Source organism: Curtobacterium sp. 458 (assembly GCF_030406605.1).
Classification (GTDB): Bacteria; Actinomycetota; Actinomycetes; order Actinomycetales; family Microbacteriaceae; genus Curtobacterium.
On the sequence record NZ_CP129104.1, the window covers coordinates 1,496,306 to 1,513,404 of the forward strand.

Consider the following 17,099-nt stretch of genomic DNA (forward strand, 5'->3'; position numbering starts at 1 on the left):
GCCGCCGCCTCCGACTCTCTCGACGACCAGTCCGACCCAAAGGTGGAATCCCATGTCCGTATCCGTCGCCGTGGCGGGAGCCTCCGGCTACGCGGGCGGTGAGCTCCTGCGCGTGCTCTCCGCCCATCCCGAGTTCGACGTCAGGACGGTGACCGCGTTCTCGAACGCCGGACTGCCGCTCATCGCCACGCAGCCGCACCTGCGCTCGCTGGCGCACCTGACGCTCGCGGAGACGACGGCCGAGAACCTCCGCGGACACGACGTGGTGTTCCTCGCCCTGCCACACGGGCAGTCCGGGGCGATCACCGCCGAGCTCGACGACGACACCCTCGTCGTCGACTGCGGCGCTGACCACCGGCTGACGGACCCGGCGGCGTGGGAGGCCTTCTACGGCGGCGACTGGTTCGGTGCGTGGACGTACGGGCTCCCGGAACTCCTGCACGCGGCACCCGCGCCCGGCTCCGCGGAGGAGTGGCGCGACGAGGACGACATCGCCTCCCAGGGCCGGCAGCGCACGGAACTGGCCGGCACGAAGCGGATCGCGGTCCCGGGGTGCAACGTCACCGCAGTGACGCTCGGGATCCAGCCGGGCATCCAGGCCGGGCTCGTCGAGTCGGACGACATCGTCGCGGTGCTCGCCGTCGGGCCGAGCGGTGCCGGCAAGAAGCTCGCGACGACGTACCTCGGCTCCGAGATCATGGGCTCCGCGAGCGCCTACCAGGTCGGGGGGAAGCACCGGCACATCCCGGAGATCCAGCAGAACCTGCAGGTCGCCGGCGCCTCGGACGTGACGATCTCGTTCACCCCGGTGCTCGTCCCGATGTCCCGCGGGATCCTCGCGACGACGACGGCGAAGCTCGCGCCCGGGGTCAGTGCCCGTGACGTACGGCTCGCGTGGGAGCAGGCGTACGCCGACGAGCCGTTCGTGCACCTCCTGCCCGAGGGCGAGTTCCCGCGGGTCGCCGACACGATCGGGGCGAACACGTGCCTCGTCGGCATCGCCGTCGACGAAGCAGCCGGTCGCGTCGTCGCGGTGAGCGCGCTCGACAACCTCGCGAAGGGCACCGCCGGGGCAGCGGTCCAGTCCACCAACATCGCCCTGGGCTTCCCCGAGACCCTCGGCCTCAGCGTGGACGGAGTCGCACCGTGACCGACGCGAACCAGCACGACGCAGGTCAGCCTGTCGGAACCGAGCCGGGCCTCCAGGCAGGGTCGTCCGGACAGGGCGTCACCGCGGCCGCGGGCTTCCGCGCCGCCGGCGTGACCGCCGGTCTCAAGGCGAGCGGCAAGCCGGACGTGGCGCTCGTCGTCAACGACGGCCCCGAGGCGGCGGTCGCCGCCGTCTTCACGAGCAACCGCGCCCAGGCGCACCCCGTCATCTGGTCGCGCCAGGTGGTCGGCGACGGTGTCGCCCGGGCGGTCGTCCTCAACTCGGGAGGCGCGAACTGCTTCACGGGTCCGTTCGGCTTCCAGACGACCCACCTCACCGCCGAGGCGGTCGCCGGTTCCCTGGGCCTCGGCGCAGGGGACGTCGTCGTCTGCTCGACCGGCCTCATCGGGGTCGGCGACCAGACCTTCCGTGACAACGTCCTGAAGGGCGTCGACCTCGCGTCCGCGGCGCTGTCCCCGACGGGCGGACACGACGCGGCCACGGCCATCATGACGACCGACACGAAGCCGAAGCAGTCGGTCGTGACCGAGGACGGCTGGACCGTCGGCGGCATGGCGAAGGGCGCCGGGATGCTCGCGCCCGGCCTCGCGACGATGCTCGTCGTCATCACCACGGACGCCCTGCTGCCCGCTGACGAACTCGACCAGGCGCTCCGCGCGGCCACCCGCGTGACCTTCGACCGCGTCGACTCGGACGGCTGCATGTCGACGAACGACACCGTGGTCCTGATGTCCTCCGGGGCGAGCGGGACCACCCCGGAGGTCGGCGACTTCCAAGAGGCGCTGACCGCGGTCTGCGCCGACCTCGCGAAGCAGCTGCAGCAGGACGCCGAGGGCGCGAGCCACGACATCGCGATCGAGGTCGTCGGCGCCGCGAGCGAGGACGACGCCGTCACCGTCGGCCGCAGCGTCGCGCGGAACAACCTCTTCAAGGCTGCCGTGTTCGGCAACGACCCCAACTGGGGCCGGGTGCTCGCGGCCATCGGCACGACCGACGCCGACTTCGACCCGTACGCGGTCGACGTGAGCATGAACGGTGTCCGGGTGTGCCACGCGGGCGCGCCGGACGAGCCGAGCGACTCCGTCGACCTGATCGGCCGGGAGACCCACGTGCTCATCGACCTCGGGGTGGGGCCGCACGCGGCGACGATCCTGACGAACGACCTGACGCACGACTACGTCCACGAGAACAGCGCGTACTCCAGCTGATGAGCGACCACGACCTCACCAAGGAAGAAGAGCACGAGCTCGCCGCCGTCAAGGCCGCGACGCTCATCGAGTCCCTGCCCTGGCTGAAGCGGTTCTCGGGCAAGGTCGTCGTCGTCAAGTTCGGCGGCAACGCGATGATCAACGAGGACCTCAAGCGGGCCTTCGCCGAGGACATGGTGTACCTGCGCTACGCGGGGTTGCACCCGGTCGTCGTGCACGGCGGCGGGCCGCAGATCTCGGCTGCGCTCAAGGAGCAGGGCATCGAGTCCGAGTTCCGCGGCGGGTACCGCGTCACCACCACCGAGGCGATCACCGTCGTCCGTGACGTCCTGGCCGGCGAGGTCAACCGCGAGATCGTCGAGCTCATGAACGAGCACGGCGACGGCCTCGCGGTCGGCGTGTTCGGCGACGGCGGTTCCCTGTTCACGGGCGAGAAGAAGGGCGTCGTCGTCGACGGCGAGCACTTCGACCTCGGCCACGTGGGCGACATCACGCACGTCGACCCGTCCGGCGTCCTCGCCGCGATCGAGGCCGGCCGGATCCCGGTCGTCTCGAGCATCGCGATCGACGACGCCCACCCGGACCAGGCGCTCAACGTGAACGCGGACGCCGCCGCTGGTGCGCTCGCCATCGCACTCAAGGCCGCGAAGCTGATGATGCTCACGGACGTCCCCGGGTTGTACCGGAACTGGCCGGACCGCGACTCCGTCGTCGACCTCATCGCGGTCGAGGAACTCCGCGAGCTCCTGCCGTCGCTCGAGTCGGGGATGATCCCGAAGATGACCGCGTGCCTCGACGCCGTGGTCGGCGGGGTCGGCGGGGCGACGATCATCGACGGCCGCATCCCGCACTCGATCCTGCTCGAGGTCTTCACGCTCCGCGGCGCGGGCACCGAGGTGATCCCGGACCCGAGCCGTCGCACCGAGAACCAGATGACCCACGCCGAGATCGGCCGACGCGTCGCGTCACCGTCGATCGACAGCAGCACCGGCCAGCACGTGGCCAGCGCGACCGAGAAGGGACAGCAGTAGTGAGCACCGAGACGCAGACCGAGACCTGGAACGACCGGTTCGGGGCGTCGCTCATGCGATCCCTGACCCCGCCGAAGATCATGCTCGAGCGTGGCGAGGGCTGTCGGGTGTGGGACGTCGACGGCAACGAGTACCTCGACTTCCTCGCCGGCATCGCGGTGAACTCGCTCGGGCACGCGCACCCCGCACTCGTGGAGGCCGTCGCCGACCAGGCCGCGAAGCTCGTGCACGTCTCGAACTACTTCGCGACGCCGCCGCAGCTCGAGCTCGCCGAGCGCCTGAAGCGCATCACGGGTGCCGGGGACGCCGGTCGCGTGTACTTCGGCAACTCGGGCGCCGAAGCGAACGAGGCCGCGTTCAAGCTCGCGCGCCTGAACAAGGGCGCGGACGGGAGCAAGACCCGGATCCTCGCACTGAAGCAGGGCTTCCACGGCCGGACCATGGGCGCGCTCGCACTCACCGGCAAGCCCGCGCTGCAGCAGGACTTCCTGCCGATGGTCCCGGGTGTCGAGCACGTCGACTCCAACGTCGAGGCGCTCGAGTCCGCGTTCGACGACCACGTCGCTGCGCTCATCCTCGAGCCGATCAAGGGCGAGGCCGGTGTGGTGGACCTGCCCGAGGGCTTCCTGCTCGCGGCACGCCGCCTGACCGAGGCGCACGGCGCGCTGCTCATCCTCGACGAGATCCAGACCGGTGTCGGTCGCACGGGCAACTGGTTCACCTACCAGGGGCACGGCTTCACCCCCGACGCGATCACCATCGCGAAGGGCATCGCCGGCGGCTTCCCGATCGGCGCCCTCGTCACGTTCGGCTGGGCGTCCGACCTCTTCTCGGCCGGCCAGCACGGTTCGACGTTCGGCGGCAACCCGCTCGGCACCCGTGTCGCGAACGCCGTGCTCGAGGAGATCGAGCGTGCGGACCTCGTCGCCGGTGCGGTGACGAAGGGCGAGCGGATCCGTGCGGGCATCGCGTCGATCGGTTCGCCGCTCGTGCAGGAGGTCCGGGGCACGGGCCTGCTCATCGGCGTCGGGCTGACCGGTCCGGTCGGCCCCGCCGTCAACCAGGCCGCGCTCGACCGTGGCCTCATCATCAACGCCCCGAACGAGTCGAGTCTGCGCATCGCGCCGCCGCTCGTCGTGTCCGACGCCGAGATCGACGAGTTCGTGTCGATCCTCGGAGAGAGCCTGGCCGCCGTCGCGGCCGAGCAGGGCACCGCCGACCAGGAGACCCCCGCATGACCCGCCACTTCCTCCGCGACGACGACCTGAGCCAGGCCGAGCAGTCCGCGATCCTCGACCTCGCGGCGCAGATGAAGGCCGACCGCTGGGCCGCGAAGCCCCTCGCCGGGCCGCAGTCCGTGGCGGTCATCTTCGACAAGTCCTCCACCCGCACGCGTGTGTCGTTCCACGTGGGCATCTCCGACCTCGGCGGCAGCCCGCTCGTCATCACGACGGCGAACAGCCAGCTCGGCGGCAAGGAGACCCCGTCGGACACGGCACGCGTCCTCGAGCGCATGGTGTCCGCGATCGTCTGGCGCACGTACGCCCAGTCGGGTCTCGAGGAGATGGCCGACGGCACCCGTGTCCCCGTGGTGAACGCCCTGTCCGACGACTTCCACCCCTGCCAGCTCCTCGCCGACCTCCTCACCATCCGCGAGCACCGCGGCACGCTCGCGGGCCAGACCGTGGCGTTCGTCGGTGACGGCGCGAGCAACATGGCGCAGTCGTACCTGCTGGCCGGGGCGACCGCGGGCATGCACGTCCGCGTGGCCGCGCCGGAGTCCTTCGCGCCCGCAGCGTCGGTCGTGTCGGACGCCGAGCAGCGCGCCGCGATCACGGGCGGCTCCGTCCTCGTCGTCTCCGACCCGGTCGCTGCCGTCGCCGGTGCAGACGTCGTCGTCACCGACACCTGGGTCTCGATGGGCAAGGAGGACGAGAAGCAGGCGCGCCTCGACACCTTCGCCGGCTACCGCGTGGACGACGAGCTGATGGCGCACGCGGCCGACGACGCCGTGTTCATGCACTGCCTGCCCGCCGACCGTGGCTTCGAGGTCACGGCGGAGGTCATCGACGGCCCGCGCAGCATCATCTGGGACGAGGCGGAGAACCGTCTCCACGCCCAGAAGGCGCTCCTCGCCTGGCTCCTGGCCGCGAACGCGGCCGAACCGGCCGCGGCCGCGAACACGGTCGAACCGGCCGCGGCCGCGAACACGGTCGAACCGGCCGCGGCTCCCACCAACTGACACCCCCACCCCCAAGGAGAAACCACATGGCAGACCGCGTCGTACTGGCGTACTCCGGAGGCCTCGACACCTCCGTCGGCATCGGCTGGCTCAAGGACGCCACCGGCAAGGACGTCGTCGCGCTGGCGGTCGACGTCGGCCAGGGCGGCGAGGACATGGACGCCATCCGTCAGCGCGCGCTCGACTGCGGCGCGGTGGAGTCGGTCGTCGTCGACGCGAAGGACGAGTTCGCCGACGACTACCTCGTGCCCGCCCTCAAGGCGAACGCGCTCTACCAGAAGCGCTACCCGCTCGTGTCCGCGCTGAGCCGCCCGCTCATCGCGAAGCACCTCGCCCTCACCGCGAAGCAGCTCGGTGCCGACAGCGTCGCGCACGGCTGCACCGGCAAGGGCAACGACCAGGTCCGCTTCGAGGCCGCCGTCGCCGCGATCGCGCCCGACCTGACGAGCGTCGCGCCCGTCCGCGACCTCGCGCTCACCCGCGACAAGGCGATCGTCTACGCGAACGAGCACAACCTCCCCATCGAGCAGTCGAAGAAGTCGCCGTACTCGGTCGACCAGAACGTCTGGGGCCGCGCGGTCGAGACCGGCTTCCTCGAGGACCCGTGGAACGCCCCCATCGAGGACCTCTACTCGTACACGCAGGACCCCTCGGTCCCGCGTGACGCCGACGAGGTCACGATCACGTTCGAGCAGGGTGTGCCGGTCGCGATCGACGGCCAGCGCTTCAGCGTCCTCCGCATCGTGCAGGAGCTCAACGCCCTCGCCGGCAAGCACGGCGTCGGCCGCATCGACGTCGTCGAGGACCGCCTCGTCGGCATCAAGTCGCGCGAGGTCTACGAGGCCCCCGCGGCGATGGCCCTCATCGCCGCGCACGAGGAGCTCGAGAGCCTGACCCTCGAGCGCGACGTGAACCGCTACAAGCGCGGCATCGAGTCGGAGTGGGCCGACCTGGTCTACGACGGCCTGTGGTTCGGCGGCCTGAAGCGCAGCCTGGACGCGTTCATCGACCACACCCAGCAGCACGTGTCGGGCGACATCCGCCTGCAGCTGCACGGTGGTCGGGCGACGGTCACGGGCCGGAAGTCGGAGCAGAGCCTCTACGACTTCGACCTCGCGACCTACGACACGGGCGACACGTTCGACCAGTCCCTCTCGAAGGGCTTCATCGAGCTGTGGTCGCTGCCGTCGAAGATCTCGGCCCGGCGCGACGCCGCCAACTAGGCGATCCCGGTGGGGCGGGACCAGCTGGTCCCGCCCCACCGCCGGCCGACCCCGTCCCACCACCGGCCCGGAGGCACGACCTGCGTCCGACCCGCCGGTCGCCTCCCACGGACGCACCACCCAGAACGAACCCACACGACGCAGGACGACATGACCGACGCAGCCCCGCACGCCAAGACCGACGCCACCAACACCGGCGCCCTCTGGGGCGGCCGCTTCGCGGACGGCCCGAGCGCCGAGCTGGCCGCCCTCTCGAAGTCGACGCACTTCGACTGGCAGCTCGCGCCCTACGACATCGCCGGGTCCCGTGCCCACGCGCGGGCACTGCAGGCCGCGGGCTACCTGACCGAGGACGAGCTGGAGCGCATGCTCGCCGGCCTCGACCGCCTGGCCGACGCGCACGCGACGGGTGAGCTGCAGCCGGACGACTCCGACGAGGACGTCCACGGCGCGCTCGAACGGCTGCTCATCGCCGACCTCGGTCCGGAACTCGGCGGGAAGCTCCGCGCCGGCCGGAGCCGCAACGACCAGATCGCCACGCTCGGACGCATGCACATGCTCGACCACGGCCGGCGCATCGGCCACCTCGTGATCGATCTCGTGGACGCCCTCAGCCAGCAGGCGAACGAGCACCCCGGTGCGATCATGCCGGGCCGCACGCACCTCCAGCACGCGCAGCCCGTGCTCCTCGCGCACCACCTGCTCGCGCACGCCTGGCCGCTCGTGCGTGACCTCGAGCGGCTCCGCGACTGGTCGGCCCGCGCGGGCGTGAGCCCGTACGGCGCCGGTGCCCTCGCCGGCAGCTCGCTCGGACTCGACCCGACGGCGATCGCGCACGAACTGGGGTTCGCCCGGCCGGCCGAGAACTCGATCGACGCGACCGCCGGCCGTGACGTCGTGGCGGAGTTCGCGTTCGTCCTCGCCCAGATCGGCATCGACGTCTCGCGCCTGGCGGAGGAGGTCATCCTCTGGAACACGAAGGAGTTCGGCTTCGTCCGGTTGCACGACGCGTTCTCGACGGGGTCGAGCATCATGCCGCAGAAGAAGAACCCGGACATCGCCGAGCTCGCGCGCGGCAAGTCCGGGCGGCTCCTCGGCAACCTCACCGGCCTGCTCGCGACGTTCAAGGGCCTGCCGCTCGCGTACAACCGTGACCTGCAGGAGGACAAGGAGCCCGTGTTCGACTCCGTCGAGCAGCTCGAGGTCCTGCTCCCGGCGTTCACCGGCATGATCGCGACGCTGACCTTCGACACCGAGCGGATGGCCGAGCTCGCGCCACAGGGCTTCTCGCTCGCGACCGACGTCGCCGAGTGGCTCGTCCGGCAGGGCGTGCCCTTCCGCGACGCCCACGAGGTCTCCGGCGCCCTCGTCCGCCACTGCGAGGAGCGCGGCATCGAGCTCGACGACCCGACCGACGACGAGTACCGGTCCGTGTCGGAGCACCTCACGCCCGAGGTCCGCTCGGTCCTCACGATCGAGGGCAGCGTTGCCTCCCGCACGGGCGCCGGCGGCACCGCACCGGACCGCGTGGCGGAGCAGCTCACGTCCCTGACCCAGCGCGTCCGCGAGCTGGCGGAGGGCGCCCCCTTCACCCGATGACCGACGCGCTGCGGGCACTGCTCGCCGAGCCCGCTCCGATCTCCGCCCCGGCCCTGCTCAGCGCGACCATCGCCGGCCGCGGCGTCGCGATCCGCATCAGCGAGGTGGAGGCATACCACGGCCCGACCGATCCGGGCTCCCACGGACACCGCGGCATGACCCAGCGCAACCGCCACCTCTTCGGCCCGCCGGGCACGCTCTACGCCTACCGCTCGTACGGCATCCACACGTGCGTCAACGTCGTCAGCGGCGCCGAGGGCACGTCGGCCGGCTCGTTGCTCCGTGGCGGCGAGGTCATCGACGGCCTGGCCACCGCCCGCGAGCGCCGCGGGCTCCGCCCCGCCGACGTGGCTCTGGCGCGCGGACCCGGGAACCTCGGCGTCGCGCTCGGGGCCGTCCTCGGCACCGACGACGGCACGTCGCTCCTGGACGGGTCCGGTCCGTTCGTCCTCACCCTGGCACCCGGCCTGGAGGCACGGCTCGCCTCCGCCCCGCCGGCCGCGGTCGTCGAGGAACTCCTGGCGGAGACGGACGCCGCAGGCGTGCGGCGCATCTCGCGAGGGCCGCGCACGGGCGTCGGCGGCGTCGCCGGCGGCGTGCGCTTCCCCTGGCGCTTCTGGCTGACGGGCGACCCAACGGTCTCGACGTACCGACGGCACAAGGGTGCCGTCGACTAGCGGGGGCGACCCGTGCCTCCCGGCCGGTTGCCGTGCGCGTCCGTGACCGCCGCTACGATGGCCGGGTGTCCAGTGATACCGCGCTCGATGTCCTGACGCGCCAGCAGAACGACCCCACCTTCGCCTCGGTGTGGGACGAACTGCGCTGGCGTGGTCTGGTGCACGTCTCGACCGACGAGACCGCACTCAAGGAGGCCCTCGACGGCGAGCCGATCACCTACTACTGCGGCTTCGACCCGACCGCGCCCTCACTGCACTGCGGCAACCTGCTGCAGCTGCTGACCCTGCGCCGGATCCAGCTGGCGGGGCACAAGCCGCTCGCGCTCGTGGGCGGTTCGACCGGCCTGATCGGCGATCCGCGCCCGACCGCCGAGCGCACGCTGAACACCCCGGAGACCGTCGCCGACTGGGTCGACCGTCTCCGTGCCCAGGTGTCACGGTTCCTCAGCCCGGAGGGCGAGAACGGCGTCCGCCTGGTGAACAACCTCGACTGGACCGCGCCGCTGTCCGCGATCGACTTCCTACGGGACATCGGCAAGTACTTCCGCGTCAACTCGATGCTCAAGAAGGACGCCGTCGCCGCGCGGCTCAACTCGGACGCGGGGATCAGCTACACCGAGTTCAGCTACCAGATCCTCCAGGGCCTCGACTACCGGGAGCTCTTCCGGCAGTACGGGTGCACCCTGCAGACCGGCGGCTCCGACCAGTGGGGCAACCTGACCTCGGGGACGGAGCTGATCCGGCGTACCGAGGGCGCTGCCGTGCACGCGCTCGGGACGCCCCTGATCGTGAACTCCGACGGCACGAAGTTCGGCAAGAGCGAGGGCAACGCCATCTGGCTCGACCCGGAGATGACGTCGCCGTACGCCTTCTACCAGTTCTGGCTCAACACCTCGGACGCCGACGTGGTCGAGCGCCTCCGGCAGTTCACGTTCCTGTCGCGGGCCGAGGTCGAACGGCTCGCGCAGGCCGTCGCGGACGAACCGTTCCGCCGTGAGGCGCAGCGCACCCTCGCGTTCGAGGTGACCGCGGTCGTGCACGGGGTCGAGGCGACCCAGGCCGCGATCGACGCCGCCGCTGCCCTGTTCGGCAACGGCGACCTGACGACCCTCGACGAGCAGACCCTCCGGTCCGCGATCGCCGAGCTGCCGGGGTCGACGACGTTGCCCGGCGATGCCGACGTTGCGCGCGCCCTCGTCGAGACCGGTCTCGTGAAGTCCCTCGGCGAGGCCCGGCGAGCGATCGACCAGGGCGGGGTGTACGTGAACAACGCCCGGGCCGAGGACCCGACCGCACCGGTGGCGGACCTCGCGCTGCGCGGGGGAGTGCTCGTGCTCCGTCGCGGCAAGAAGACCCTCGCGGGTGTGTCGATCAGCTGATCGCCCGCGCACGCCGACGCCCGGTTCCCCCTGTGGGAGCCGGGCGTCGCTGCGTTGCGGGGCCGGTGTTGCAGAACGCGACACGCCCGGGAAGTGCGGCCGGTTGGCGCTCCCCCCGGTCCGCACGTAGAGTTCTTACTCGTCACCCCAAAGGTGCGGCGGAGCGGCTGGAGCGAGAGCCCAGAGCCTGCCGGCCTCAAGCGGGACCATCCTCCACTGAAGTTCAGAACTGGCCTTGCGCTGGATCGCTTCGACGCCTAGGATGACTACTCCACCGGTTCTCTCCCGTCAGGGATGAGCCACTGGGCCTTCTGGTTCGACGACACACCGGTGGTCAAACCAAGATCGAAAGCCTCTCTGGCGAAACCTCTTCGTGGGGTCGAGTGGGGAGTGCGTCTGGTCCTTGAGAACTCAACAGCGTGCACATTGTCAATGCCAATTTATTGACCCCGTGGCCGAGCTTGCTCGGTTCGGAGACAATTCCTTTTGGATAGACAGAATTGTCAGTTGACAGTTCTTTTTGTCAGTATCAACTCGGCCATGCTTTCGGGTGTGGTTGGTAATTTTTTACGGAGAGTTTGATCCTGGCTCAGGACGAACGCTGGCGGCGTGCTTAACACATGCAAGTCGAACGATGAAGCCCAGCTTGCTGGGTGGATTAGTGGCGAACGGGTGAGTAACACGTGAGTAACCTGCCCCTGACTCTGGGATAAGCGTTGGAAACGACGTCTAATACTGGATATGACTACTGGTCGCATGGCCTGGTGGTGGAAAGATTTTTTGGTTGGGGATGGACTCGCGGCCTATCAGCTTGTTGGTGAGGTAATGGCTCACCAAGGCGACGACGGGTAGCCGGCCTGAGAGGGTGACCGGCCACACTGGGACTGAGACACGGCCCAGACTCCTACGGGAGGCAGCAGTGGGGAATATTGCACAATGGGCGAAAGCCTGATGCAGCAACGCCGCGTGAGGGATGACGGCCTTCGGGTTGTAAACCTCTTTTAGTAGGGAAGAAGCGAAAGTGACGGTACCTGCAGAAAAAGCACCGGCTAACTACGTGCCAGCAGCCGCGGTAATACGTAGGGTGCAAGCGTTGTCCGGAATTATTGGGCGTAAAGAGCTCGTAGGCGGTTTGTCGCGTCTGCTGTGAAATCCCGAGGCTCAACCTCGGGCTTGCAGTGGGTACGGGCAGACTAGAGTGCGGTAGGGGAGATTGGAATTCCTGGTGTAGCGGTGGAATGCGCAGATATCAGGAGGAACACCGATGGCGAAGGCAGATCTCTGGGCCGTAACTGACGCTGAGGAGCGAAAGCGTGGGGAGCGAACAGGATTAGATACCCTGGTAGTCCACGCCGTAAACGTTGGGCGCTAGATGTAGGGACCTTTCCACGGTTTCTGTGTCGTAGCTAACGCATTAAGCGCCCCGCCTGGGGAGTACGGCCGCAAGGCTAAAACTCAAAGGAATTGACGGGGGCCCGCACAAGCGGCGGAGCATGCGGATTAATTCGATGCAACGCGAAGAACCTTACCAAGGCTTGACATACACCGGAAACGGCCAGAGATGGTCGCCCCCTTGTGGTCGGTGTACAGGTGGTGCATGGTTGTCGTCAGCTCGTGTCGTGAGATGTTGGGTTAAGTCCCGCAACGAGCGCAACCCTCGTTCTATGTTGCCAGCGCGTTATGGCGGGGACTCATAGGAGACTGCCGGGGTCAACTCGGAGGAAGGTGGGGATGACGTCAAATCATCATGCCCCTTATGTCTTGGGCTTCACGCATGCTACAATGGCCGGTACAAAGGGCTGCGATACCGTAAGGTGGAGCGAATCCCAAAAAGCCGGTCTCAGTTCGGATTGAGGTCTGCAACTCGACCTCATGAAGTCGGAGTCGCTAGTAATCGCAGATCAGCAACGCTGCGGTGAATACGTTCCCGGGCCTTGTACACACCGCCCGTCAAGTCATGAAAGTCGGTAACACCCGAAGCCGGTGGCCTAACCCTTGTGGAAGGAGCCGTCGAAGGTGGGATCGGTGATTAGGACTAAGTCGTAACAAGGTAGCCGTACCGGAAGGTGCGGCTGGATCACCTCCTTTCTAAGGAGCATCTGGTCTCGTGCAGTCCTCGTGGCTCGCAGGGATCCAGGCGCCGATGCAACCCGAGTGTGGTTGCCGGTAGCTCATGGGTGGAACATTGACAGTGCAGTCGTCGGCGCGTCTGCCGATCTCAGTACGGCTGGTCCTTCGGGGCTGGTCAGGAACGGGTTGGTGGGCAGGCGGGGTGGCTGGTGCACGTTGTTGGGTCCTGAGGGACCAGGCTTCCCGGCCGCTTGGTCGGGGGTTGAGCCGTGACAGTCGGGGCCTTCGGGTCGTGGGTGTTGCTGGTTCTTCGATGGGCCACATGAAGCTGACGCGAGAGTGTTGGGGGAGTGTGGTGCCGATCGTATGTTGAGAACTACACAGTGGACGCGAGCATCTTAGATCGCTCGTGACGATGACCGGCTTGTGTTGGTTGTTGTTCGAGTCGATCGCAATTTTAATCTTTGTGGTCAAGTTTCTAAGAGCAAACGGTGGATGCCTTGGCATCTGGAGCCGAAGAAGGACGTAGAAATCTGCGATAAGCCTCGGGGAGCTGATAATCGAGCTGTGAGCCGAGGATTTCCGAATGGGGAAACCCCGCCAGGCGACTTGTCGACCTGGTGACTCCCGCCTGAATATATAGGGCGGGTAGAGGGAACGTGGGGAAGTGAAACATCTCAGTACCCACAGGAAGAGAAAACAACATGTGATTCCGTGAGTAGTGGCGAGCGAAAGCGGATGAGGCTAAACCGATCATGTGTGATAGCCGGCGGGCGTTGCATGGTCGGGGTTGTGGGACACGTCGCTCAGTTCTGCCGGACTGGGACGGTTACAGCGCATCATAGTCGAACCGGTTTGAAAGCCGGGCCGTAGTGGGTGCCAGCCCCGTAGACGAAATGGTGTTATGGCCGGATGTGTATCCCAAGTAGCACGGGGCCCGAGAAATCCCGTGTGAATCTGTCAGGACCACCTGATAAGCCTAAATACTCCCAGATGACCGATAGCGGACAAGTACCGTGAGGGAAAGGTGAAAAGTACCCCGGGAGGGGAGTGAAATAGTACCTGAAACCGTTTGCTTACAAACCGTCGGAGCCTCCTTGTAGGGGTGACGGCGTGCCTTTTGAAGAATGAGCCTGCGAGTTAGCGATATGTGGCGAGGTTAACCCGTGTGGGGTAGCCGTAGCGAAAGCGAGTCTGAATAGGGCGATTGAGTCGCATGTCCTAGACCCGAAGCGAAGTGATCTATCCATGGCCAGGTTGAAGCGACGGTAAGACGTCGTGGAGGACCGAACCCACTTCAGTTGAAAATGGAGGGGATGAGCTGTGGATAGGGGTGAAAGGCCAATCAAACTTCGTGATAGCTGGTTCTCTCCGAAATGCATTTAGGTGCAGCGTTGCGTGTTTCTCGCCGGAGGTAGAGCTACTGGATGGCCGATGGGCCTCAACAGGTTACTGACGTCAGCCAAACTCCGAATGCCGGTGAGTGAGAGCGCAGCAGTGAGACGGTGGGGGATAAGCTTCATCGTCGAGAGGGAAACAACCCAGACTACCAACTAAGGCCCCTAAGCGTGTGCTAAGTGGGAAAGGATGTGGAGTTGCATAGACAACCAGGAGGTTGGCTTAGAAGCAGCCACCCTTGAAAGAGTGCGTAATAGCTCACTGGTCAAGTGATTCCGCGCCGACAATGTAACGGGGCTCAAGCACACCGCCGAAGTTGTAGATTTCGCACACTCGATAAGCCTTCGTGGTTCAGTCGTGCGGAGTGGTAGGAGAGCGTCGTGTGGCGAGTGAAGCGGCGGAGTAATCCAGCCGTGGACGCTACACGAGTGAGAATGCAGGCATGAGTAGCGAAAGACGGGTGAGAAACCCGTCCTCCGAAAGACCAAGGGTTCCAGGGCCAGGTTAATCCGCCCTGGGTAAGTCGGGACCTAAGGCGAGGCCGACAGGCGTAGTCGATGGACAACGGGTTGATATTCCCGTACCGGCGAACAACCGCCCAAGCTAATCCAGTGGTGCTAAGAGTCCTAACCCGGACCAGCGGATCCCTTCGGGGTGATGCGGGCCGGTCTAACGCTCGACCCCATGCTGGTGCGGCTAGCGTATGAACAGGTGTGACGCAGGAAGGTAGCTGAGCCAGGCGATGGTATCCGTAAGGTGAACCTGGTGTAAGGATGTAGGGCTGACGATAGGCAAATCCGTCGTCTGTATGCCTGAGATCCGACGCGTACCCGTTTTGGGGAAATCAGTGATCCTATGCTGCCGAGAAAAGCATCGACGCGAGGTTGCAGCCGCCCGTACCCGAAACCGACTCAGGTGGTCAGGTAGAGAATACCAAGGAGATCGAGAGAATCGTGGTTAAGGAACTCGGCAAAATGCCCCCGTAACTTCGGGAGAAGGGGGGCCGGAACCGTGACCGGACTTGCTCCGTGAGCGGTGAAGGCCGCAGAGACCAGTGGGAAGCGACTGTTTACTAAAAACACAGGTCCGTGCGAAGTCGCAAGACGATGTATACGGACTGACGCCTGCCCGGTGCTGGAAGGTTAAGAGGAAGGGTTAGCCTTTGGGCGAAGCTCTGAATTTAAGCCCCAGTAAACGGCGGTGGTAACTATAACCATCCTAAGGTAGCGAAATTCCTTGTCGGGTAAGTTCCGACCTGCACGAATGGCGTAACGACTTCCCAGCTGTCTCAACCGCGAACTCGGCGAAATTGCACTACGAGTAAAGATGCTCGTTACGCGCAGCAGGACGGAAAGACCCCGTGACCTTTACTACAGCTTGGTATTGGTGTTCGGTGTGGCTTGTGTAGGATAGGTGGGAGACTGTGAAGCGGGCACGCTAGTGTTCGTGGAGTCATTGTTGAAATACCACTCTGGTCACTCTGGATGTCTAACGTAGGACCCTGATCGGGTTCATGGACAGTGCCTGGTGGGTAGTTTAACTGGGGCGGTTGCCTCCCAAAGAGTAACGGAGGCGCCCAAAGGTTCCCTCAACCTGGTTGGCAATCAGGTGGCGAGTGTAAGTGCACAAGGGAGCTTGACTGTGAGACTGACAGGTCGAGCAGGGACGAAAGTCGGGACTAGTGATCCGGCAGTGGCTTGTGGAAGCGCTGTCGCTCAACGGATAAAAGGTACCTCGGGGATAACAGGCTGATCTTGCCCAAGAGTCCATATCGACGGCATGGTTTGGCACCTCGATGTCGGCTCGTCGCATCCTGGGGCTGGAGTAGGTCCCAAGGGTTGGGCTGTTCGCCCATTAAAGCGGTACGCGAGCTGGGTTTAGAACGTCGTGAGACAGTTCGGTCCCTATCCGCTGCGCGCGTTGGAAATTTGAGAAGATCTATCCCTAGTACGAGAGGACCGGGATGGACGAACCTCTGGTGTGTCAGTTGTTCTGCCAAGGGCACCGCTGATTAGCTACGTTCGGACCGGATAACCGCTGAAAGCATCTAAGCGGGAAGCCGTCTTCGAGATGAGATTTCCATGCACCTTGAGTGTGAGAGGCTCCCAGCAGACTACTGGGTTGATAGGCCGGATGTGGAAGCGGGGACTAACGACCCGTGGAGCTGACCGGTACTAATAAGCCGAAGACTTGACAACACAACTATTTCCCACACTTTCGGGTGTGGGGCTCGCGTCCACTTTGTGGTTCCCGACAGACGATCGGGAACACGAAACTGAACACCGCGCATGCGCGGAACAGCTTTCGAGATTTCCCAGTGATTGGGTCGAAAGTGTTCCGGTGGTCATAGCGAGAGGGAAACGCCCGGTCACATTCCGAACCCGGAAGCTAAGCCTCTCAGCGCCGATGGTACTGCAAGGGGGACCTTGTGGGAGAGTAGGACGCCGCCGGACTCAACGTGAAAGAAAGACGTGGCCATCGGCCCTCCGTCGAGCACAGGGGAAACCCAGGGCTCGCGAGGGTCGGTGGCCATTTCTGTTTGTGGCGGTCGCTCGCCTCGACGCGCAGCACGGTTCGTGATGGACTGGGCGTGTGTCGTGCTCGAGGCCGGCACCCAATGACAACGACACAGCGGACGACAGCTCGGGAGACCGGGCGCGCAGACGAGGAGCGACGGTGGCGAACGACGACGAACAGCGACGAGACGGCGAAGGCCGTTCGGATCGGCCGCGTCGAGACGGAGACCGTGGGCCTCGTCGAGACGGCGGCCAGGGTGGCCGCTGGTCGTCCGGTCCGCGCGACTTCGAGCGTCGGGAGGGTAGCCAGCGTGACGATGGTCCTCGTCGCGAGGGCGGTCGTCCGTTCCGCGACGGCTCCCAGCGTGGGGACCGTCCGGCATGGCGCGGTGATCGTGCTGACAGCGGGCGCCCGCCTCGTGGCGACGGTCCGCGCGGTGCTGGCCGGCCGCAGCGCGACGGTGATCGTCCGTACCGTGGTGGATCTGATCGGCCGCAGCGTGATGGTGATCGCTCGTTCCGCGGTGGTGCTGATCGTCCGCGTCGTGATGGTGACCGTCCGTTCCGTTCGGATCGTCCGGCGCG

10 protein-coding genes and 3 rRNA genes are annotated in these 17,099 nt (G+C 66.3%); all 13 read left to right on the forward strand.

Annotation, left to right across the window (positions count from 1 at the left end; all coding sequences use genetic code 11):
- Positions 1-52 precede the first annotated feature (52 nt).
- Positions 53-1,150: an NAGSA dehydrogenase family protein gene (locus tag QPJ90_RS07450; protein ID WP_290133792.1), complete on the forward strand. Its 1,098-nt coding sequence runs from the start codon at positions 53-55 to the stop codon at positions 1,148-1,150.
- Positions 1,147-2,379: a bifunctional glutamate N-acetyltransferase/amino-acid acetyltransferase ArgJ gene (gene argJ / locus QPJ90_RS07455; RefSeq protein WP_290133793.1), complete on the forward strand. Its 1,233-nt coding sequence runs from the start codon at positions 1,147-1,149 to the stop codon at positions 2,377-2,379. Before QPJ90_RS07450 ends, argJ begins: the two co-directional genes overlap by 4 nt.
- Positions 2,379-3,410 carry an acetylglutamate kinase gene (argB, locus tag QPJ90_RS07460; RefSeq protein ID WP_290133794.1) on the forward strand — a complete coding sequence of 344 codons (1,032 nt, stop codon included), beginning with the start codon at positions 2,379-2,381 and terminating at the stop codon, positions 3,408-3,410. The genes argJ and argB overlap by 1 nt, the downstream gene beginning before the upstream one ends.
- On the forward strand, positions 3,410-4,648 hold the full coding sequence (locus QPJ90_RS07465) for an acetylornithine transaminase (protein WP_290133795.1): 1,239 nt from the start codon (positions 3,410-3,412) through the stop codon (positions 4,646-4,648). Before argB ends, QPJ90_RS07465 begins: the two co-directional genes overlap by 1 nt.
- A complete protein-coding gene (argF, locus tag QPJ90_RS07470) occupies positions 4,645-5,652 on the forward strand; it encodes an ornithine carbamoyltransferase (protein WP_290133796.1) in 1,008 nt (335 codons plus the stop codon). The genes QPJ90_RS07465 and argF overlap by 4 nt, the downstream gene beginning before the upstream one ends.
- 26 nt (positions 5,653-5,678) lie before the next feature.
- Positions 5,679-6,875: an argininosuccinate synthase gene (locus QPJ90_RS07475; RefSeq protein ID WP_058726105.1), complete on the forward strand. Its 1,197-nt coding sequence runs from the start codon at positions 5,679-5,681 to the stop codon at positions 6,873-6,875.
- Between the two features lie 150 nt (positions 6,876-7,025).
- On the forward strand, positions 7,026-8,474 hold the full coding sequence (gene argH, locus QPJ90_RS07480) for an argininosuccinate lyase (RefSeq protein ID WP_290133797.1): 1,449 nt from the start codon (positions 7,026-7,028) through the stop codon (positions 8,472-8,474).
- Positions 8,471-9,151 (forward strand): DNA-3-methyladenine glycosylase, encoded by a 681-nt coding sequence (locus QPJ90_RS07485; protein ID WP_290133798.1) that lies wholly within the window; start codon positions 8,471-8,473, stop codon positions 9,149-9,151. Before argH ends, QPJ90_RS07485 begins: the two co-directional genes overlap by 4 nt.
- A 65-nt stretch (positions 9,152-9,216) precedes the next feature.
- Positions 9,217-10,530: a tyrosine--tRNA ligase gene (tyrS, locus tag QPJ90_RS07490; protein ID WP_290133799.1), complete on the forward strand. Its 1,314-nt coding sequence runs from the start codon at positions 9,217-9,219 to the stop codon at positions 10,528-10,530.
- A gap of 566 nt (positions 10,531-11,096) precedes the next feature.
- Positions 11,097-12,618 (forward strand): 16S ribosomal RNA (locus QPJ90_RS07495).
- Positions 12,619-13,068: 450 nt separating this feature from the next.
- Positions 13,069-16,196 (forward strand): 23S ribosomal RNA (locus QPJ90_RS07500).
- Between the two features lie 138 nt (positions 16,197-16,334).
- A 5S ribosomal RNA gene (gene rrf, locus QPJ90_RS07505) occupies positions 16,335-16,451 on the forward strand.
- Together the 16S, 23S and 5S rRNA genes form the textbook arrangement of a ribosomal RNA operon.
- Positions 16,452-16,825: 374 nt before the next feature.
- A partial coding sequence (locus tag QPJ90_RS07510; protein WP_290133800.1) for a hypothetical protein occupies positions 16,826-17,099 on the forward strand: 274 nt, incomplete at its 3' end.

What these genes read in the sequence shown, in the direction of transcription:
- QPJ90_RS07450 (WP_290133792.1), top strand. Translation starts at nt 53, where the DNA reads ATGTCCGTATCCGTCGCCGTGGCGGGAGCCTCCGGCTACGCGGGCGGT.
- argB (WP_290133794.1), top strand. Translation starts at nt 2,379, where the DNA reads ATGAGCGACCACGACCTCACCAAGGAAGAAGAGCACGAGCTCGCCGCC.
- argF (WP_290133796.1), top strand. Translation starts at nt 4,645, where the DNA reads ATGACCCGCCACTTCCTCCGCGACGACGACCTGAGCCAGGCCGAGCAG.
- QPJ90_RS07475 (WP_058726105.1), top strand. Translation starts at nt 5,679, where the DNA reads ATGGCAGACCGCGTCGTACTGGCGTACTCCGGAGGCCTCGACACCTCC.
- argH (WP_290133797.1), top strand. Translation starts at nt 7,026, where the DNA reads ATGACCGACGCAGCCCCGCACGCCAAGACCGACGCCACCAACACCGGC.
- QPJ90_RS07485 (WP_290133798.1), top strand. Translation starts at nt 8,471, where the DNA reads ATGACCGACGCGCTGCGGGCACTGCTCGCCGAGCCCGCTCCGATCTCC.